16 protein-coding genes and 1 pseudogene are annotated in these 20475 nt (G+C 64.6%); 1 reads left to right on the forward strand and 16 read right to left on the reverse strand.

Annotated features, from left to right (window positions below; translation table 11 throughout):
- Nucleotides 1–54 precede the first annotated feature (54 nt).
- The 13 genes from CRO75_RS28155 to CRO75_RS28215 form a co-directional block, all read right to left on the reverse strand.
- Entirely contained in the window at nucleotides 55–1725 is a 1671-nt protein-coding gene (locus CRO75_RS28155) for an ABC transporter ATP-binding protein (RefSeq protein WP_097139605.1), read from the reverse strand.
- A complete protein-coding gene (locus CRO75_RS28160; RefSeq protein WP_097139607.1) occupies nucleotides 1722–2618 on the reverse strand; it encodes an ABC transporter permease in 897 nt (298 codons plus the stop codon). Before CRO75_RS28160 ends, CRO75_RS28155 begins: the two co-directional genes overlap by 4 nt.
- A 29-nt stretch (nucleotides 2619–2647) precedes the next feature.
- The gene (locus CRO75_RS28165; RefSeq protein WP_097139610.1) at nucleotides 2648–3700 is read right to left on the reverse strand and encodes an NADP(H)-dependent aldo-keto reductase; all 1053 of its coding nucleotides are present in this window, start codon (nucleotides 3698–3700) and stop codon (nucleotides 2648–2650) included.
- 28 nt (nucleotides 3701–3728) lie between these two features.
- Complete coding sequence (locus CRO75_RS28170) at nucleotides 3729–5072, reverse strand: LLM class flavin-dependent oxidoreductase (protein ID WP_097139612.1); 1344 nt, start codon at nucleotides 5070–5072, stop codon at nucleotides 3729–3731.
- Nucleotides 5073–5095: 23 nt separating this feature from the next.
- Nucleotides 5096–6364 carry an acyl-CoA dehydrogenase family protein gene (locus CRO75_RS28175; protein ID WP_097139614.1) on the reverse strand — a complete coding sequence of 423 codons (1269 nt, stop codon included), beginning with the start codon at nucleotides 6362–6364 and terminating at the stop codon, nucleotides 5096–5098.
- Between the two features lie 19 nt (nucleotides 6365–6383).
- A complete protein-coding gene (locus CRO75_RS28180; RefSeq protein WP_097139616.1) occupies nucleotides 6384–7316 on the reverse strand; it encodes an ABC transporter permease in 933 nt (310 codons plus the stop codon).
- Nucleotides 7313–9028 carry an ABC transporter substrate-binding protein gene (locus CRO75_RS28185; protein WP_097139618.1) on the reverse strand — a complete coding sequence of 572 codons (1716 nt, stop codon included), beginning with the start codon at nucleotides 9026–9028 and terminating at the stop codon, nucleotides 7313–7315. Before CRO75_RS28185 ends, CRO75_RS28180 begins: the two co-directional genes overlap by 4 nt.
- A gap of 62 nt (nucleotides 9029–9090) precedes the next feature.
- The gene (locus tag CRO75_RS28190; RefSeq protein ID WP_239990653.1) at nucleotides 9091–11232 is read right to left on the reverse strand and encodes a TonB-dependent receptor; all 2142 of its coding nucleotides are present in this window, start codon (nucleotides 11230–11232) and stop codon (nucleotides 9091–9093) included.
- Nucleotides 11233–11567: 335 nt separating this feature from the next.
- Nucleotides 11568–12002, reverse strand: coding sequence for a nuclear transport factor 2 family protein (locus tag CRO75_RS28195; RefSeq protein ID WP_097139622.1), 435 nt, complete (start codon nucleotides 12000–12002; stop codon nucleotides 11568–11570).
- 151 nt (nucleotides 12003–12153) lie between these two features.
- Nucleotides 12154–12678, reverse strand: coding sequence for a cupin domain-containing protein (locus CRO75_RS28200; protein ID WP_097139624.1), 525 nt, complete (start codon nucleotides 12676–12678; stop codon nucleotides 12154–12156).
- Nucleotides 12679–12777: 99 nt separating this feature from the next.
- The gene (locus tag CRO75_RS28205) at nucleotides 12778–14664 is read right to left on the reverse strand and encodes a Gldg family protein (RefSeq protein ID WP_097139626.1); all 1887 of its coding nucleotides are present in this window, start codon (nucleotides 14662–14664) and stop codon (nucleotides 12778–12780) included.
- 10 nt (nucleotides 14665–14674) lie between these two features.
- Nucleotides 14675–15409 carry an ABC transporter permease subunit gene (locus CRO75_RS28210; RefSeq protein WP_097139628.1) on the reverse strand — a complete coding sequence of 245 codons (735 nt, stop codon included), beginning with the start codon at nucleotides 15407–15409 and terminating at the stop codon, nucleotides 14675–14677.
- A complete protein-coding gene (locus tag CRO75_RS28215) occupies nucleotides 15406–16329 on the reverse strand; it encodes an ATP-binding cassette domain-containing protein (protein WP_007925682.1) in 924 nt (307 codons plus the stop codon). The genes CRO75_RS28210 and CRO75_RS28215 overlap by 4 nt, the downstream gene beginning before the upstream one ends.
- A 294-nt stretch (nucleotides 16330–16623) precedes the next feature.
- On the opposite strand from CRO75_RS28215, the gene CRO75_RS28220 reads away from it, so the two are divergent.
- Nucleotides 16624–17709, forward strand: a complete 1086-nt coding sequence (locus CRO75_RS28220) for a hypothetical protein (protein ID WP_097139631.1) — start codon at nucleotides 16624–16626, stop codon at nucleotides 17707–17709.
- A gap of 63 nt (nucleotides 17710–17772) precedes the next feature.
- On the opposite strand, the gene CRO75_RS28225 is transcribed toward CRO75_RS28220, so the two are convergent.
- From CRO75_RS28225 to CRO75_RS28235, 3 genes and pseudogenes are all read right to left on the reverse strand, one after another.
- Entirely contained in the window at nucleotides 17773–18510 is a 738-nt protein-coding gene (locus tag CRO75_RS28225; RefSeq protein ID WP_256596241.1) for a transporter substrate-binding domain-containing protein, read from the reverse strand.
- 229 nt (nucleotides 18511–18739) lie between these two features.
- On the reverse strand, nucleotides 18740–20041 hold the full coding sequence (locus CRO75_RS28230; RefSeq protein ID WP_097139635.1) for a HAMP domain-containing sensor histidine kinase: 1302 nt from the start codon (nucleotides 20039–20041) through the stop codon (nucleotides 18740–18742).
- Between the two features lie 195 nt (nucleotides 20042–20236).
- Nucleotides 20237–20475 (reverse strand): annotated as a pseudogene (locus tag CRO75_RS28235) (IS5/IS1182 family transposase); the annotation flags it as partial.

Here is a 20475-nt window from a genome sequence, read left to right on the forward strand (position 1 = left end):
TCAGGCCCCGGCCGAGGCAAAACACAGCGGCAGCGCCGGCGCTGGGGCCATGGCTCAGATCGCCAGCTTGAGAAATTCGAAGGACGTGCGCCGGCCGCTTTCCAGGTGTGGAATCGCGTCGAGCAAGGCCAGGGTGTAGGGATGCTGCGGATGATCGAACACCTCGCGCACCGGCCCGGCCTCCACCACCCGGCCGTCCTTCATCACCAGCACCGCGTCGCTGACATGGTTGATCACCCCCAGGTCGTGGGAGATGAACAGGCAGGCCAGGCCCAGGCGTTGCTTGAGGTCGTCGAGCAGTTCGAGGATCTGCGCCTGCACCGAAACGTCGAGGGCCGACACCGGCTCGTCGCAGACCAGGATCTGCGGCCCGGCCGCCAATGCGCGGGCAATGGCCACCCGCTGGCGCTGGCCGCCGGACAGTTCGAGCGGGCGCCGGCCGAGCAAGGCCGCATCCAGGCGCACCAGGCCCAGCAGCTCCGCGGCCTGGGGCGCCCAGTCGCGGCGCGGATGCCCGGCCACCTGCAACGCTTCGAACAGCACCCGCTGCACGCTGTAGCGCGGGTCGAAGGAACTCAGCGGGTCCTGGAACACCACCTGGATGCTGCGCCGCAGCTGGCGTTTCTGCGCATCCGTCAGGCTCAGCCAGGGCTGGCCCAGCAGCTCGATGGCGCCGCTGTCCGGGGTCTCCAGGCCGAGGATCATCCGCGTCAGGGTGGTCTTGCCCGAGCCGGACTCGCCGACTATGCCCAGGGTCTGGCCCCGGCGCAGTTGCAGGGAAACCCCGTCGACCACCGTGCGCAGGCGCCCGTCCGGGCCCTTGAAGGCCTTGCTCAATTTGTCCACCTGCAACAGCGGCGGCGCCTCGGCCCCGGCCGGCGCCACCGCGCTCAGGATCGGCCGCGGGCTTGGCGCGGGACGGCGAAAGTGCACCGCCCTGCCCGCGCGCAACAGGAACTGGGTGTAGGGATGCCGCGGATCGTGCAGGACCTCCTCGACGCTGCCCTGCTCGACGATCACTCCGTTGTGCATCACCGCCACCCGGTTGGCCAGGCGCGACACCACCGCCAGGTCGTGGCTGACGATCAGCATCGCGGTGCTGTCGCCGCGCAGGGATTCCAGCAGGCCGAGGACCTGGGCCTGCACCGTGGCATCCAGGGCGGTGGTCGGCTCGTCGGCGATCAGCAGCCGTGGATTGCAGGCAATCGCCGAGGCGATCAGCGCCCGTTGGCGCAGGCCGCCGGAGAGCTGGAACGGGTATTGGCGGGCGCGCAGCTCGGGCTCGGGCACCCCCACCGCGCGCAGCAGTTCGAGCACCCGCGCCTGGCGCTGCGCCCGGTCCAGCGCGCTGTGCAGTTCCAGGGGCTCGGCGATTTCCTTGCCCACCGGGCGCAGCGGGTCGAGGGAGCCGAGGGCGTCCTGCATGACAAAGCCGATCTGCGCCCCGCGTATCCGGCGCCAGGCGCGCTCGTCGAAGCGCCGCAGGTCCTGCCCGGCGAACTCCAGGCGGCTGGCCTGGATCAGCGCGTTGGCCCCGGTCAGCCCGGCCAGGGTGCGCGAGGTGACGCTCTTGCCCGAGCCGGATTCGCCCACCAGGGCCAGGCATTCGCCGCGCCGCAGTTCGAAGCTGATGCCCTTGAGCGTGGGCGCGGCCTGGGCGCCGAAGCGCACCTGCAGGTCGGTGACCCGGATCAGCGGCTCGGGGCCTTCTGGAATAAGGTTCATAGGTGTTTTCCTTCGCTGCGCCGCAGCAGTTCGCGGCCGATCGCGCTGATCGACACCACGGTCAAGGTGATGGCCAGGGCCGGCCAGGCCACCAGCCAGCCGGCGTTGCCCAGGTAATTGCGGCCGATGGCGAGCATGCCGCCCCACTCCGGCGCCGGTGGCGCCGCGCCAAAGCCGAGAAAGCTCAGGGCCGCGCCGGCGACTATGTTGCCGCCGATGCCGATGGTGGCCAGGATCAGGATCGGCTTGATCGCATTCGGCAGCACATGCCGGGCGATCACCGCGCTGCGCCCGAGCCCCAGGGTGGTCGCCGCCTCGACATAGGCCGCGCCGCGCACCACCAGGGTTTGCGCGCGGACCAGCCGGGCGTAGCGCGGCACGCTGGCGATGCCCACGGCAATGATGGTGTTGAGCTGGCCCTGGCCGAAAAAGGTGATGATCACCAGGGCCAGCAACAAGTCGGGAAACGCCAGCAGCACATCCACCAGGCGCATCACCGCGCCGTCCAGCCAGCGCGAGCCGAGGCCGGCGAGCAGGCCGAACAGCGTGCCGACCAGCAGGCCGATGGCGGTCGCCGCCAGCCCCAGCACCAGGGAGGGACGCACGGCGTAGACCAGCCGGGTGAGGATGTCCCGGCCGTTCTCGTCGGTGCCCAGCCAGTACAGGCTGTCCGGGGCGCGAAACGCCTCGCGGGCATTGGCCGCCAGCGGATCGCCGGCCACCAGCCAGGCCGGTTGCAACGCGGCGATCAGCAGCAGGACCACGAACAGCCCGGCCAGCAGCAGCCCCGGCCGCGCCACCCAGGCGCGAACCCGCGGGCGCCGGGCGGCGAACAAGGGCACGGCCTGGATCAGGCCGACCGGCGCCGGCGTGCTTTGATTGATGGGCGCCATAGGCACCTCCACAGGCTGAAAGTGGGCGCTCAGGGCGCCGGGTTGGGGATTGCCGCGTGGATCTGCTCAATGCGCGCCAGCGCCTGGGCATCCAGGCGCAGTGCCAGGGCCCCGAGGTTTTCCCGCAACTGGGTCAGCGAGGTCTGCCCGGTCAGCGCGCTGCTGACAAAGGGCTTGCCCAGCACATAGGCCAGGGCCAGTTGCGCCGGGCTCACCGCCAGCTCCTTGGCCAGCTCGACATAGGCTGCGATCGCCTGTTGCGCGCTCGGGCTGTCGTAGCGGTTGAAGCTGCGGTACACCGACGACAGGCGCGAACCCTCTGGCCGCGCCCCGCCCAGGTACTTGCCGGTCAGCGCGCCGAACGCCAGCGGCGAATAGGCCAGCAGGCCGACGCCTTCGCGGTGGCTGAACTCCGAGAGCCCGCCCTCGTACAGGCGATTGAGCAGGCTGTAGGGATTCTGGATGCTGACGATCCGCGGCAAGCCGAGGATCTCGGCCTGGCGCAGGAACTGCGCGACGCCCCACGGGGTTTCGTTGGACACGCCAATATGGCGGATCTTGCCCGCCGCCACCTGTTCGGCGAGCACGCCCAACGTCTCGCCGATGGCAATCGCCTCGGGGTCGTCGACATAGGGGTATTCGCGCTGGCCGAAGATATTGGTGGTGCGGTCCGGCCAGTGCAGCTGGTACAGGTCCAGGTAGTCGGTGCGCAGGCGCTTGAGGCTGCCGTCCAGGGCCTGGACTAGGTTGTGCCGGTCGTGGCGGGTCAGGCCGTCGCGGATATGCGCCCCAGCCCCCGGTTGGCGCGCCGGGCCGATGATCTTGCTGGCCAGGACGATGGAATCGCGGCGCCCACGGCTGGCCAGCCAACTGCCGATAAAGCGTTCGGTGCTGCCCCAGGTCTCGGCATGGGTCGGGGTCGGGTACATCTCCGCGGTGTCGATCAGGTTGACGCCGTGGGCCAGGGCCTCGTCGAGTTGCAGATGGGCCTCGGCCTCGCTGTTCTGGTGGCCCCAGGTCATGCTGCCGAGGCCGAGTGCGCTGACCTTCAGGTCGCTGTTGCCAAGTGTGCGGTAGTCCATGGTCTGTCCGGGTCGGTGATGGATGGGTTCAAACGGCGACGGCCGCCTGCTGGTACTGGCTGGCCGGATACGGCAGGCCGAGGTGTTCGCGCAAGGTGCTGCCACGGTATTCGCGGCGAAACACCCCGCGTTTTTGCAGCAGCGGCACCACGTGGTCGACGAAGGCCTCGACCCCGGACGGGAACACGTCCGGCATGATGTTGAAGCCGTCGGCGGCGCCGGCGCGGAACCAGTGTTCCAGGCTGTCGGCCACCTGCTCCGGGGTGCCCACCAGCAGGCGGTGGCCCACCAGGATGCGGCGCGACAATTCGCGAATGCTGAGGTTTTCCCGGCGCGCCAGGTTCAACTGGGCTTCGAGGAAACCATGGGAGCCACGCTCGAACTCTTCGATCGGGCCGATCCGCTGCCACGGCAAGGGCGCGTCCGGGTCCAGCTCCTCGACCGCCAGGCCTACCCGCGAGGCGACCTGTTGCAACAGGCCCTCTTCGCCGTGATAGGCATTGAGCTGGTCGAAACGCGCCTGGGCCTCGGCCTCGGTGCTGCCAATCACCGTGGACAGTCCCGGCATGATTTTCAGGTGCTCGGGGTTGCGCCCCCACTGCCGCGCGCGTTGTTTCATTTCCTGATAGAAAGCCTGGCCGTCCACCAGAGTGGTCTGGGTGGTGAAGATCGCATCGGCGTAACGCGAGCCCAGGGCCTTGCCGCCTTCCGACGAGCCGGCCTGGACCAGCACCGGCCGGCCCTGGGGCGAACGCGGCAGGTTCAGCGGGCCCTTGACCGAAAAGTGCTGGCCGACGAAGTCGATGGCATGGACCTTCGCCGGATCGGCGAAGCGCCCGCTCCCGGCGTCGCCGATGATCGCGTGGTCTTCCCAGCTGTCCCACAGCTTGAGGGTGACGTCGATGAACTCGTCGGCCCGGGCATAGCGGTCGACATGCCGTGGCGCGCCGGCCAGGCCGAAATTCTGCGCCGCGGCGTCGCCGGCGTTGGTCACCACGTTCCAGGCCGCGCGACCGCCGCTGATATGGTCCAGCGAACTGAAGCGCCGGGCCAGGTTGTACGGGTCGTTGTAGCTGCTCGACGCAGTGGCGATCACCCCGATATGCCGGGTCGCCAGGGCCACCGCGGTCAGCAATACCGTCGGCTCCAGGCGCCCGACCGGCTGCCGGGCGACATCGCCGACCAGGGCCGGGCCATCGGCGAGGAAGATCGCGTCCAGGCAACCGCGCTCGGAAATCCGCGCGATGTTGCAGTAATACTCGACGTCCAGGTAAGCGTCGGCCGCCACTTCGGCCTTGCGCCAGGCCGCGGCGTGGGCGCCGAAGCCGAGGATGTTCATGCCGATACTCATCTGCTGTTCAGGCTGGCTCATGGTCACTCCTGCGAAGGTGGGGGTCAGACCGCGCTGGCTTCGTCACGCGCGCCGCCGCTGGCCGCGTCCTGCTCATGCAGGGCACGCCAGGCGGCGCCCGGGCTGACGCCGTTGAGGTAGTAGTTGCCCAGCGCCCGCTCGCGGTAGATCGCCGGGTTGTGCGAGGCCAGGGTGCGGGCGTTGCGCCAGTGCCGGTCGAGGCGCCGGGCCTGGCTGGTGGCCGAGGCCCCGCCGACTTCGAAAAGCAAGGTGGTGGCTTCCAGCGCCTGTTCGAGAACGATCTGCTGGGCCTGGTACACGCGGATATCCGCCTCGACGTAGTCGGACTCCTGCGCCGTGCCGGCGAGTTCGGCCTGGTGCACATCTTCAAGCACCTCGGCGGCGCCAAGCACCAGGGTCTCGGTGGCATAGGCCAGGCTCGACAGGCGCCCGATCACCCGCTGCACCAGGGGATCGTCCTTGGGGCTGGACTGGCCCGGCACGCCGAAGGCGCGGGTGCGGCCCTGGACGAACAGCGTGGCGTCCTGCAACACGGCGCGGGCGATGCCGGCCAGGGTCGCCAGGTGGAACAGCTGATAGAAGGCCGACAGGTACGACTCGGCGCGCAGCTCGCCGGGCTTGAAGCGGCGCAGCACATGCTCGTTGGGCACCGCGACCTGCTGGAAACGGGTGGTGCCGCTACCGGTCAGGCGCTGGCCGAAGCCGTCCCAGTCGTCTTCGCGGCTGACCCCGGGGGCGTCCACCGCCACCACCACGCTGACGAAATCCTCGTCGAGCATGGCCACGGCGGCGACCCAGTCGGCGTAGATCGCCCCGGTGCAGTAGTACTTCTCGCCGTCCAGCAGCCAGCCGGCGTCGGGATCCTGTGGGTCGGCGGCGCTGAGGCGCACCGAGTTGCTGGTGCTGTCGCTGCGTTCGGCCATGGCCGCGCCCCACAGCTGGCCGTCCCGCACCTTGGCGAACCAGTAGGCCTGGGACGCGCTGTCGCCGCTGGACAGGCGCCCTTCGACGAAACCGAAATGGGCGCGGACGATCTGCGGCAGGTTCGAGTCGGCCGCCGCCAGGTCGATCAGCAGGCGAAACAGCACTGGCAGGCTGATGCCGGCGCCACCATGGGCAAGCGGCACCCGCAGCGCCGCGAATCCGGTTTCGCGCAACCAACCGACGGCGTCGAACGCCAGGCTGCGTTGCTGCTCGCGCTCGATGGCGCCGGCGGCGATGCGCTCGAACAGCGGGCGCAAGCGCTCGTGCAACGCCGAGTAAGACTGAGGCTTGGGTGGATGTGCAGTCATGACAGGTCCTTGCGGGGCGTCACACGGCTTTCGCGCGCGGATCGACCCAGTGATTGATCAGGTCGACCAGAAAGTTGACGACCACATAAATCGCCGCCGCCAGCAGGGTGATCCCCAGCAGCAACGGCACGTCCTTGCTGTTCGCCGCGTCGAGCATCAGCCGGCCGATGCCCTGGCGCGCGAACAGCAGCTCGATCACCACCGCCCCGCCGAGCAGGCTGGCGAAGACGAACCCGGACAGGGTCACCAGCGGCACCAGTGCGTGCCGCAGGGCATGCCGCAGGCGTACCCCGGTCTCGGACAGGCCGCGGGCCCGGGCCATGGCGATAAAGGGTTGTTCGAGGATGTCTTCCAGCTCCTGGCGCAAGACCTGGGTCAGCACCGCGGCGATCGGCAGCGCCAGGGCCAGGCTCGGCAGGATCAACGCACGCCAGCCCTTCGAACCGGAAGGCGGCAACAGGTGCCAGCCGAAGGCGAACACCAGCAGCAGGGCCAGGCCGATGACAAAGGACGGCGCCGACGACAGCACCAGCTCGGTGCCGGACGCCAGCGAGCGAATCCAGTGCGCGCGGTTGGCGGTCAGCACCGCCACCCCGACTGCCAGCAACACCGCCAGCACCGCCGCGGCCAATGACAGTTGCACGGTGGCCGCCAGTTGCCCGCCGATGGCCTGTACCACCGGAATCCGCAGGCGATAGGAATCGCCGAGGTCGCCCTGGGCCAGGCGGCCGAGGTACTGGCCGTATTGCACGATCAGTGGCTGGTCGAGACCGTATTCGGCGCGCACCTGGGCGATCAGCTCGGCGCTGGGCATGGCTTCCGGGCCGCCGAGGATCGCCAGGGCCGGATCGCCGGCGCTGAGGTTGAGCGCGAGAAAGGTCAGGGTCGCGGCGCCCCAGAGCACGCCGATCCCGGACAACAATCGGCGCAGGACGAGTCGCAGGCTGTTCATCGGGCCTCCTGGTCCAGCCAGACGCTGGTGAAAAAAGGTGTGTTGTGGGAGGTGTCGAAAATCAGGCCCTTGACCTGTTTGCGATAGGCCACCAGCACGTGGCTTTCGAACACCGGCACCGCAGGCACGGTTTCCACCAAGCGCTGCTGGGCGATCCGGTAGGCCGCGGCCAGCGCCACCGGGTCCTGCAGCTGGCGGGCGGCGGACAAGGCGCGGTCCAGCTCGGCATCGCGCAAGCGCCCGGCGTTCTGCCCGATCAGCTTGGGCGTGCTGATCGCCTGGCTGTGGTAGAGGATGAACAGGCCGTCCGGGGTGTTGGTGTGCCAGTAGCCGCCGGCGATTGCCTGGAAATTGCTCGCGTAACGGCGCTCGATGACCTGGGCCAGGGGCAACAGGTCGATGGCCAGCTCGAAGCCGACCTTCTTCAGGTCGGCCTGGATCGCCACCGGCACGCTGCCGGGGAAAGCCCCGGTTTCGTAGGTCAACAGCCGCGCCGCCAGCCGCCGGCCGTCCTTGACCCGGTAGCCCTGGGCATCGCGCTGGCTCCAGCCGGCCTGGTCGAGGGTGCGGTTGGCGGCGTCGACGTCGTACGCCAGCACGTCCTTGAACGCCGGGTCGTAGTAGCGGGTGTTGGTGGCCAGGAAGTCACCTTTGGGCAGGTACTCGCCAAACCCGGTGATCCAGGCCAGGCCTTCGCGGTCGATGGCCTTGGCCACCGCCCGGCGCACCTGCACGTCCTCGAAGGGAAAACGCTCGACGTTGAAGGTCAGGCTGCGAAAGGGATTGCCTTTGCGGATCTGGCTGCGCATCCGCAGTTCAGGGTTGGCGCGAATGGCCCGGGCAGTCTGCGCCGGGGCGTCCACGGTGAAATCCGACTGGCCCGACTCCAGGGCGCTGAAGCGGATCATCGGCTCGGGCACGATGCTCAGCTCGAGGCGCTCCAGATAGGCCTCGCCCTGGTGCCGCGTGACCGGCGGCGCCCAGTGGTAGCCCTTGCGCCGGACGAAGCTGGCGCCCTGGTCGCGGGTGTAGCTTTCCAGCACGAACGGCCCGGAACCGATCGGCCGTTCGGCGATGGTCTTCGGTGCTTCGAGGATCTGCCGCGGCGAGATCATGCTCAGCCAGGACTGGGCGAGCACATCGAGGAACGGCGAATAGGCTTCGCGCAGATGCGCCTCGAAGGTGTACTCGTCGACGATCCGGCCATCGACATAGGGCGCGATGTAGGCCGCCGCCAACGGCGACTTGGTGGCCGGGTCGCGCATGTGTTCGAGGTTGACCTGCAGCGCCCGGGCGTTGAATTTCTCGCCGTCGCTGAAGGTCACGTCGTCGCGCAGGTGAAAGGTGTAGGTCTTGCCGTCGGCGGAAACCTCCCAGGACTTGGCCAGCCAGGGCGAGATATTGCCTTGCTCGTCCTGGTACAGCAGGCAGTCGAACAGGATCCGTCCCAGCCACTGCACATTGCCGTGGGAAATCGAATGCACGTCGAGGGTGGTGGTGTCGGACGAAGTCGACACCCGCAGGGTGCCGCCCGGTTTGCCGGGCGCGCTTTCGCGGTAGTCCTCGGCGGCGTAGCTGAGGCTGCCGTTGTCCAGCCGGCCGTCGCCTTGCGCGGTCGGGCTGCCCGGTGCCTCGGCGGCCGGTTTGCAGGCGGCCAGCGCCATCACGGCGACGAGCGCCGCCAGGCGGGCAAGCCTTGTGGTCAGGGTCATTGCTGTCTCCCGCCACCGCCCGGCCGCCGTCGTGGGACGCGCCGGACAGCAGCCGCGCTGGCTCAGAAGTTGTAGGCGATGCCGGTGAAGGCACCGAAGCCGTCGCCCGGGTACAGCGACGCGGTGTCGCGGCCGTTGGCGTTGTAGGTCGGCAGCACGGCGGTCACGTAGTTCTGGTCGGTGAGGTTCTTCAGGTCCAGGTACAGCTGCCACTTCTTGCCCGGGTCGTCGTAGCCCAAGCGCGCGCCCCACAGGGTGTAGGACGGGGCATAGAAGGTATTGGCGTAGTCCACCGCGGTACTCGACACCGCGCGCACGTTGATGCCGGCGTAGAAACCGTTGGCGTACTGGTAGAACAGTTCGCCCTGGTAGACATGCTTGGGCAGGCCCGGCAGCTCGTTCTGGCTGAACAGCGGATCGTTGCGGTAGTGGAAGTCATTGAGGGTGTAGGCCTGGCGCCAGCTCAGCACGTCGCCGTTGCCGCCTTGCCAGAGGCGCGTGGTGAGCCCGGCCTCGACGCCCTGGTGAATGGTCGGCGTGGCATTCGAGGTGGAGACCACCGCGGCCGTGGTGCGGGTGGCCGGGAGCACTTCGACGTTGAGCAGCTCGTTCTTGATCCAGGATTTGTACAGGGTCAGGCTGCCATCGAAAATCGCGCTCTTGCCACGGATGCCGAACTCCACGGTATTGGCGCTTTGTGGCACCAGCGGTTTGGCGTAGTTGCTGGTGACCCCGGAACCGGAGCTGGACCAGGAACTCGGCGGGTCGATGGAGCGGCTGGCGTTGGCGAACACCTGGACATCCGGGGTCAGGTAATAGCGCAGGCCGGCGCGCGGCGCGAGTTTCCACTCGTCATAGCGGTAATGGTCCGGCAGGCCGCTGGTGTTGGCGCGGTCGCTGAAGGTGACGTTGATATCGCGCTTGATCTCGATCGCCGAGAGCCCGCTGGACAGGTACAGGTTGTCGGTCAGGCCGAGGTCGTTGCCGAGGGTGAACACATGGTCGAACGAACCGTCGTATTCGACCTGTTTCTGCAGCACGCCCAGGTCCTTGTCGCCACGGTAGGTACGCACCCCGGAGCGGATATGCTCGGTGCTGCTCCAGCCCACGGTGGTGGTGCTCGGCAGGCCGAACACCTGGTCGTGGCGGCTGTACTTGAGCGAATAGTTGATGTCGCGCCAGTCCCAGTAGTTGGGGTTGACGCTGCTCTGGCGACTGAGGATCTGCGGGTAGTTGTGGTACACCAGCCCGGCCTCGAGGGTCGCATCGTCGTCGAAGGTGTAGGTGGTCTTGCTGCCGACCCAGGTCGAGCCGCGTTTGGTCGAGTCGCCCCGGGCATCGCGCACGGCGGCGGTGGTCTTCGACGAATCGTGCTTGATCTGCGCGCGGGTCAGCGGCGCCGAGTTCTCGTGGTACTCCTCGCGATAGCGCACGTACAGGCGGGTTTCCAGTTTCGGGTTGAAGCGATAACCGAAGTTGCTCACCACGCCCTTGGCCTTGGTGAAGGTGAAGTCCTGGTAACCATCGCGCCGCGAGTTGTCGACGCTGACGAAGTAGTCGCCATCCCCGACGACACCGCCGGTGCTGAGGGTCTGTTTCTGCCAGCCGAAACTGCCGCCCTCGACCTTGATCCGGTTACCCGGCGCGGTCAGCCCCGAGTGGGTCACGAAGTTGATCGCGCCGCCCAGGGACAAGGCGCCGTATTCGAAGGCATTGGCCCCGCGCAGCACTTCGGTGTAGTTCAGGCCCTGGGTATCGAGCAGTTCATAGGGCGTGCCGCCGGCGCCGGTCAGGGCCAGGCCGTCGAACAGGAACTTGGTGCCCTCGCGGAAGTAACCCGGCGAGGTATTGGCCCCGGAACCGCGGATGGAAATCTTGATCGCATCGTTGCCGCCGGCCGCCTGGGCATACACCCCGGGCTGATAGGCCAGGGTGTCTTCGAGGGTCGCCGAGCGACCCTTCTCCACGTCGGCCTGGGTCACCAGGCTGGTGCCGCCGGGGATCTCGTCCAGCTCGGCCTGGGCGGCTTGCGCGGCAGTCTGCCTGGCCGCCTCGACCGTGACGGTGCCCAGGCGCTTCTCGCCGGCCACTGGAGTCTCGGCGGCCGAGGCCCCAGAGGCCAGGCCGAGTACCGCGGTGCCGACGGCGAATAAAGAGGAATGACGGAAGGTTGTTGCGGTTGTCGCGGCTGTTGTCAGAGACACATGCTTCAAGGTCTTGCTCCCCACCTGATTGAAAAATAGGCGAGTTTCTATAGGTATAGTCAATCTCCCTTGGGCCAATGCACCGACCATGCCAAGTGGCAAAATGCTTTATCTGTTGGCTTTCAAGGGCTTGGCTGGAGCAAGCGGGTTGTTGCAAAACGACGTGAGTGTTCAGCCACTGTTGCCTGGCGAACAGCTGGAACCGCGTCGCCGTGTGCGCAAATCAATGTCCGACGTTGGCAGACACCGTGACGCTATCGTCGATCATCGGTGCCCCCGATAAAAAACGGGCGCCTGTCATGGCGCCCATCCGGTTGGCCTGCTCTCGCCGCCGCTCAGCCAGACGCCTTGCTCGCCGCCAGATAGGGCGCCAGGCGGCGCGCCATTTCTTCGCCGAGGGCCTGCAGGCCGCTCATGGGACGGATCATCACCTCGAACTCGACGATCTTGCCGGCTTCGTCGAAGCGGATCAGGTCGATGCCCTTGATCTGCCGCTCGCCAACCCGCGCGCTGAACTCCAGCACCACGCTCAGGCCATCGGCGGTGACCAGTTGACGGTGATAGGCGAAGTCACGGAACACCTTGAACACGGTATTGAGGATGGTCGAGACCACCGGCGCGCCCGGATAAGGCGTATGGGCCATGGGTGAACGGAATACCACTTTCGAATCCAGCAGGTCAGGCAAGGCGCCCAGGTCACCCTGGGCCAGCATGGCGTGCCAGCGTTGCAGGGAGGCGGCAGCCTGGGGATGCAGTTTCAGATCGGACATGGTGTTCTCCTGTCGCTTGCAAGGGGTGGACCGGGGAGCTGTCGTTCGACGGTGATTGACCGAGCCACCATAAGCGCCGGGCGCCGCGCGCAACAATGATCGCAAGTGACACTTGATTGATCGCAATGAGCAATCGGCGTGGTGGCTTTCTTCAGGGCTGGCAGAGCCGCTCGAACAATTTGGCGTGCCGCGGGAAGCGTTCGCTGAGCTGGCGCTTGCAGCCCAACTGCATGTCCGCGTAGTCGAACCCGGGGCACACCGCTTCGCTGATCAGGCCGTAGCCCGCCGCGCCGGGCAGCAGCCGCGAGGCTTTCCATACACCGCCGGGGACGTGAAGCTGCAAGCACTGACCGGCCAGCACATCGCTGCCCATCACCCGGGTTTCCAGGCGGCCATCCGGGAACACCAGGCAGTATTCGAGGGCATCGCCGAGGTGGAAGTAATGCAGGATGTCGGACTGGTTCAGATGAAAGTGGCCGATGGGCGAATCCCCGGTCAGCAGGTAATAGATGGAGGTCATCAAGTACCGCTGTCCGCCCGCGCTGGCGAGCATCGGCCGCTGGTCCGTCTGGAAGGTCCGGCGGTAGTAACCGCCTTCCGTGTGCGGCTCCAGGTTGAGGGCGCTGAGCAATTGTTGGGCGCTGCAAGCAGGCGTGGTCGGGAGCGGGTCAGTCATGTCGGGGTCACAGGTTGGGGAGTTGCTCCCAGCGTAGCAGCGCCTCGCCCTGGCGCTGGCCCGACCTGCCGCATGAATGGCAGGTCGGGCCCTGGTCACTTACGCTCGCCGCGAGCCGGCTACCTTGCCGAGCGGCGCAGGCTTGCGCGACAGGTCCTTGCTCCGGCGCAGGTAGCGCACGGCCCAGACCAGCAGCATGCCAAGGCTCAACAACAGCGGAACCGCGGCGATATTGAGCATCTTCAAGGTCCTGCCCAGCTCATCGATATTGGCGTTCAGCTGGTACTGCACCTCGCGCAGTTCCTTGCGAATGCGGGTTTTCTCCTGCAGGAACTGGCGCACCGTTGCCTGCTGTTCGGCGCTGAGGCTCTCGCCCTTTTCCGATGAACCCTGCAACTGCTGCAGCTTGCCTTCGGTTTCCTCGAGACTTTCCTCGAGGGCGAAGCGCTTGGCGCGAAAGCTGTCTTCGGCCTGGCGGCGCAATTGCTCCACCACCACGAACGGACGGCTATAGGGGCCGCGCGAGCGCAGGCTGTTCAGGGCGTCCGAGCCCGCGAGGTTGTCCAGGGTGTTGAGCACGAAGGAGGCGTTGTCCGCCCATGGCCGCGTTGCCGGGCGCCCGTTGATGTCCTGCATCTCCAGCCACATCCGGTCGCTCAACAGGTCCGTATCGGCCACCACCACCAGGTTGACCTGCTGCGCTTCCTTGAGGCCGTCCTTGCGCCCCTCGATGCCGTCGGCAAAAGCCGTGCGTACCGGGCCTTGCACCCGGGCGGCAATCACGTAACGCTGGCTGAGCTGTTCCTGGTCGCGCAACATCTGCTTGCGGTCGGCTGGCTTGTCGAAACGGTCCGCCTCGAAGGCCTTGGCCGAGTCGGAGCTGTACATCAGCGGTGTGAAGCGCGTGCTGGCGCCGGCCACCGGTTCGAGGATGCCGGCGGTGGTCAGGGCAATGAACTCCAGCCCGGCGGTACTCGGGTCCTGCTGACTCAAGGCAGCTTGCGGCACCCCCAGGGTGAACGGCCGCGGCAGCGGACGCCCGTCCTCCTCGGAAGTCTCCAGCAAGGCATAGAGGTTATCCCCCAGGACCTTGCCCGACTGCATATGAATGCCCCAGGCCTTGAACAACGGTTCGAGGTTGGAGGACTTGTCCTTACTCTGGATGCCGAAATACTCCTCACCGGAGTCCTGCTCGCTGTAGGGATCGACGAAAGCCAGCAGCTTGCCGCCGCGCAGCACGAACTGGTCGATGGCGTACAGGGTCGGCTGCGAGAGTTTTTTCGGGTGCAGCAACATCAGGATGTCGACGTCTTTCGGGATGTCCTGGGTATCGGGCTTGAGCTGTTGCAGATCGAACTCCCGGCGCAGCTCCTGGAGCAGCATCCACGGCTCGGTCTTGCTCTGCGTGCGGATATCGAAGCCACCGTTGGCCGGCAGGCTGCTCAAAAGGCCCAGGGTCGGGCGCTTGGGGTTGGCCAGGGTCTGCAGCAAGCGGCTGATGTCGTACTCGAGGAACTCTTCCTGGTCCGGCGCGAAAAACTCGATCGCCTGGACGTTGTTCTGCTCGTCGGTACCGGCCAAGCCGAAGTACACGGGCGCCCCGCCCTGCCCCAACGGCACGGCCTGCAGGCCGAACTCGCTGGCCTTGTCCTCTTCCGCGGAAAACGGCAGCGGATCGATGACGTGCAGGCGGATCTTGCCGTCGGCCTCGCGCTCGTAGACTTTGAGCAGTTCCTGGACGCGCTGGGCATAGCCGCGCATCGGCACCAGTTCCTTCGAGCCGCTGTCGGAAAAGTAGAAATACAGGTCGAGCGGTTGTTTCAGCTCCGCGAGAATCTGCCGGGTGCCGGCGCTGATGGAGTAGAGCTTGTTCTGGGTCAGGTCGAGCCGGACACCGGTGAGCAGCAGCCCGGTCGCCAGGTTGAAGGCCAGGAACAGCAAGGCAATCAGCAACAGGCCGGAAGTGGAATACAGCATGCGTTTCATCGAATCGTCCTCACTCGGCTTTCTTCAGGTTGACCGTCACCACCGTGGCCATCAGCCAGGCGACGATCACGCTGAGGAAATACAGCGGATCGCGCAGGTCGATCAGCCCTTTGCTGATCGCGCCGAAATGCGTCAGAAGGCTCAGCGAGGCCAGCAAGTCCAACAGCCATTGCGGCGCCCATGGGTTGAGTGCATCCAGCACCAGGGAGAAACCACAGGCAACGAACAGGAAACACACCATGAAGGCGAGGATCAGGGCGATCACCTGGCTCTTGGCCATGGCCGACATGCAGGAGCCGATCGCCAGGTAGGTGCCGGCGAGCAACCAACTGCCCAGATAGCCGGTCAGGATCACGCCGTTATCCGGGTTGCCCAGGTAATTCACGGTGAGCACCATGGGCAGGGTCAACAGCAGGGTGAGGCCAGCGACGACCCAGGCGGCGAGGAACTTGCCGACCACCGCTTCGAAACAGCTCACCGGCAGGGTCATCAGCAATTCGATGCTGCCGGACTTGCGCTCCTCCGACCACAGGCGCATGGCCAGCGCTGGCAACAGGAACAGATAGAGCCAGGGATGGACGTCGAAGAACGGCGCCAGGTCCGCCTGGTTGCGCTCGTAGAAATTGCCCAGGTAGAAGGTGAAGACACCCGAAAGCACCAGGAAGATCTCGATGAACACGAAAGCCAGCGGCGTGGCGAAATAACTGCCCAGCTCACGTTTGAAAATCACCGGTAACTGTCTCATGCCGACTCTCCCCGGGTCAGGGTCTGGAAGACCTCGTCAAGACGGCCCTGCTCCAGTTCCAGGCGTTTCATCTTCCAGCCACGCGCGGTCACCAGTGCGTTGACCTGAGGGAAAATCACCTCGCCAGGCCGCGCCAGCAGCGTCAGGCTGCCCTCGGCCGGGTTCTCCTCGACGCCCGCCACACCCGGCAAGACCACCAGGGCCAGCAGGTCCAGCGGCTCGTCGGCCTGCAAGGTCACTGCCTGGCGATAACGCGAACTGCGCTCCAGCTCGTACGGCGTGCTGTCGGCCAGCAAGCGGCCATTGCTGATGATCAGGGCGCGGTTGCAGACGGCCGACACCTCTTCGAGGATGTGGGTCGAGATGATCACGATCTTGTCCTGGCCCAAGTCCTGGATCAGTTGGCGAACCAGTTGCTTCTGGTTAGGGTCGAGGCCGTCGGTGGGTTCGTCGAGAATCAGCACCCGCGGATCGTGGAGGATCGCCTGGCCCAGGCCGACCCGGCGGGTGAAGCCCTTGGACAAAGTCTCGATGGTCTGCCGGCGGACGTCGCCGAGCTCCAGCAGGTCGATCACCCGGTCCACCCGTTCGCGCTTCTGCGCGCCGCGATAGCCGCGAACACTGGCAATGAACTCAAGAAAGCCCTGTACCGCCATGTCGCTGTAGCTGGGCGCGCCTTCCGGCAGGTAGCCCATCTGCTGCTGGGCATGACGGGTCTGGGTGCGGATGTCGAACCCCAGGATGCTCGCGGTGCCGGAGGTCGGCGCCAGAAAGCCGGTGAGCATTTTCATCGTGGTGGATTTGCCTGCACCGTTTGGCCCAAGAATCCCCAGAACTTCTCCCGGGCCGATATGACAGGACAGATCGTCGACCGCGACCTGCCCGGAAAAAGACTTGGTTAGTTTGGATATTTCGATCATGGCTTCCAGGTTCAACAAGAGAAGTCTGAGGTGAACAGCTAAAAGCCATTCATATTCAGCAGGGGGTTGAGATTGAATAGTTGTAACAGGATCAACAGCTGTGTTGTGTCGGAATGGGCGCAATACAATACACGCTGATATTTTTAATGAGGGTGTAAATCCATATGAATAAGACTATTCAATAGAATTATAAGATTTATCCTACAAATCCGGAGTATTGCTCTTAACGCCAACTGACATTATTTCCTAGTATCCTAGCGCTCATATTTTTTACTTGAGTTTACTGGGTGACATATGCTCTTACGCACTATCTCCATCGAAAACAAAGAGCAGCAAATGCTGACAGCGGCTTTGCTCTGCAGTTTTTCTGTTCCAGAAGCAGGTCGAAACTTTCTCGCCTATAGCCTGAACGAAAGCCTTGATGACGATAACCTGCGCGTCTATATCGCTTTGTTATTCAACGAAGGGGGCAATTACTGCCTGGGCGCCCTGGACTCGGACGAGGATGGGCCGCTGGCGATTCGCGTGTTCAGCCAGATCCTGCGCGAGGCTGCCACCGGCGAACACCGTGAAAGCGATGTGCCCTACCATCTGCTGGACCTGAACAAACAGCAGTTGCCCCCCGCCGCTGCGGCGGACCATCGCCTGTTGTGCACCAAGAAAGAGTGGATCGCCAAGCTGCTGAGCTTTCAGAATTCGGCTCAATTCGGCCCGGCGGCTGAGCATTTGCCCACAGCCATCGATGACCAGCAACTCGACGCCGCCCTGGCGCAGCTCGACGAACAAGGGGATGACCGCGCCGAGCAAGAACACCACGAATCCACCGCAACTACGGGCGGCTGCGTAACGCAAAGCCCCCAACCAGACGCACCCGAAGCCGAAATCCGCTACTCCGATGCTGGCCCCCTGCCAATACCGGACGAACAGCAGCCCGCTGCCGAACCCCAGGATGAAGCCTGGCCTTTCCCGGGCACTGACCCCGAGCACTTCCTGCAGGATGTCGAGGCGAGCCTGATGGAGTTTTCCAGCATCGCCAATCGGCTCAAGCAACAGAAACTGCACAGCCAGGCGCAACAGCAGACCCTGGACTCCAGAGAGTCCCAACTGCAGGAGAAAGAGCACGCGCTCGAACAGAAGGAAGAGCAGTTACAGCAACGGCAACGGCAACTTGATGAGGATCGGCAATCCGACAGCACGGTGCGGGCGCAACAAGAAGCGCGTCAGGTCGAACTGGATAAACGCGAAGAAGCATTGCAGCAAAAAACCAGGGAACTGGCGGAGCAATTCAAGAAACTCAACCATGCCAAGGACAACTTCAACAACACCCTTAGAAGCCTCAATGAGGTCATTCGGCTCAACGAGGATGCGCTGTCCGAATAAGCTTTTCTTGCTCGCCGGACAGACTCTAATTACTACCAGGGTCAGTAAACCTGAAGCGGCCAGTTATAAATTGCCAGACTTTGCTAAAGGGTCGTTATTTAGATAGCGCTCTTTGACTTTCTCGATATAACCATCACGGCGCATGGTCTCTATGGCTTTCGCAACATGAGTCACGACCTTGGCGTCGCACACTTTGGAACAGGCGAGGTAAAGCTCATGACTCACCATGGGTGGGCTCATCAACAGCGGCCGGCTTGAGACGCGCTTCCAGATATACCGACTTTCCTGGACTCCGTTGAACCAGGCGTCCACCCTGCCCTTCAACAACAATTGCGCGGGGTTCTCGCCGATCTTGATCGCATAGATCTGCTCCGGGGCGAAGCCTTTGCTGCGCAGGATTTCTTCCTGGGCACTGCCCAACCCCACGGCGATGGCCTTGAAACGCTGCCGGGCTTCTTCGAAGCTCGTCACTTTATGCTCGAGGCTGAAAAACGCCCGATCCATCGGCATGATCGGGGCAATCCAGGTGTAGCGATCTTCCCGCTCGGGCGTGCGGCTGAGCGGCGCGATCAGGATGTTGTCATTTTCGATGGCGTGTTTCTGCGCCCGCGCCCACGGCAGGCTTCTGGGTTCGCTGGCATATCCACCGCTTTTCAACGCCCGCAGAACAATGTCACCGACTATGCCGTGACGATCGCCCTGATTGACCATGGTCAGGGGCGGCGCGTCCGGGATCAGAAACTCGAGGGCTTCGTGCGCCTTAAGGACCGGTGCGATCGAGAGAAGCAATGGCAGCAACAGAGTGAAGAACGATGTGCTTTTGGCTGGTGTTGCTCTAATCACACAGCGAGCCTCTTGGAGTTCTATATCGTTATTGGGTTGGTGGCGAGACAGTGCAGGTTCGCCATGGCTGTCGACAACGATAAGCCTGGCTGGGAAACCAGTTCTTGCGGGCAGTGCTTCGTCGTCAAAACCAGCAAGGCGCAGTATACGATGGCTGTCACACCCACGAAGTCGTCGCTGGTGAAAATCAACCAGGGGATTGCCGATCCGGTCCACCAGGGTTGGTCAAATCGACACTGAACCGGCAGCCGTTGGGCTCGCGGCTGCCGACGTTCACCCGCCAGCCCTGATGACTGCATATGCGCTGCACCAGGGACAAGCCCAGGCCCAGGCCCTCTCCCCGTTGCTCGTCGCCACGCACGAAAGGCTGGAACATTGCGTTGCGCTTTTCCTCGGGAATGCCGATGCCGCTGTCTTCGACCACAAAACCGCGCTCGAGCACACTCAGGCGGATGAAACCCTGATCGGTGTAGTGCCAGGCATTGCGCAGCAGATTGCCCATGATCGATTGCAGGAAGGTCAGGTTGTAGCGGGTGTCCGACTCATGTTCGGCGCTGTAGATAAACGCCAACCCCTTGTCGCGAATCAGTTTGCCCCAGATCTCTGCCAGCGCATCCGCCACTTCCTTGAGGCTGGCGCTGGTCCCCAGATGCGAGGTGCGATTTTCAGCATGGGCGAGCATCAGAAAGGTATCGACCAGTTGGCACATCTCATCGCTCGCCCGGGCAATACGCCCGACCTGCGCCTGTGAGCGGGCGTCGAGCGATGGATTTTCGAGCAGCAGTTCACAGGAACTGGCCAGCACCATCAAGGGCGTGCGCAGCTCATGGCTGACATCGCTGGTGAACATTTTCTCCCGGCCCAGCGCCGCCCGCAGCCGGCCCAGGGTCTGGTCGAACGAGGTCGCCAGTTCGCCCACCTCGTCGTTCGCATAGTCCGGAGCCAGCGGCGGTGCCAGCGCCAGCAACTGATCACGATGGTGCACCTGGCGGGCCAGGCGAATGACCGGCGCCATGACCCGTTTGGCCAGCAGCCAGCCCAGGAGGATAGCCAGCAGGATACTCAGGACGAAGCCCACCGCCACCACCGAAAACAACAGCCGCTCGCGTTTTTTCAGGCTGACCTGATCACGCAGCAGTACATATTTGCGGCCATCGACCACACGGGTCATCGCGTAGTAGGGCTGCCCCTCGAACAAGACCTCCTGGAAGCCTTCCGGCAAGGTGTCGAGCGGCGGCGCCAGGATCAGGTCGACGCGGCCGTCCTGGGCGAAGAACAGTTCGTTCTTTTCCGGCCGATGACTCCATTGCTCGGGACTGTCCAGCAACAGCAGGCGGTGCAGGTTGCCACCCAGGCTCATGGTGGTCAGCTTGCGTTCCACCACATGCACCGTGGCGACGATGCCGATGGCAAAGAAGCCTGCGACCAGTGCGGTCATCAAGGCGAAAACAATCACGATCCGCGTGTTCAGGCTTTGCTTGAGATCCATGGCTACCCACATTGGAGTCCATATTCGTTATTTCGACAGCGGTATTTTTCCCCTGCCCGGCTCCTCGCCGGCGCTGGAAAAAGATAGACCAGCCCATGATCCAAGACCCGTGAATCGGCAATCGAGTACAGCAGAATCCACGAAACCCGCCATCGTGACAGCCCACTAAATACAACTAAGAGGGTGTAGACAAAATTATGTAGTGAGTCGGCGCGCGAGTATGCGTGCTTCGGCCAGCCACACCCACGCCTCACTCACAGCGAACAACCGGTCGTGATGCATAATTAGTCGTCGAGCCCTCTCATTCCAGGCATGAGTTCGCTCCACTACCCAGCGCCTGGGCATCACCACGAAACCGCTCGGAGCAGGTGTTACCATGAACAGATCGCCTTGTTCTGAGTGCCATTGTCCTGTTCTTCTATTGTTTGGCCCCC

The organism is Pseudomonas sp. LAMO17WK12:I10 (assembly GCF_900215185.1).
Taxonomy (GTDB): domain Bacteria; phylum Pseudomonadota; class Gammaproteobacteria; order Pseudomonadales; family Pseudomonadaceae; genus Aquipseudomonas; species Aquipseudomonas chlororaphis.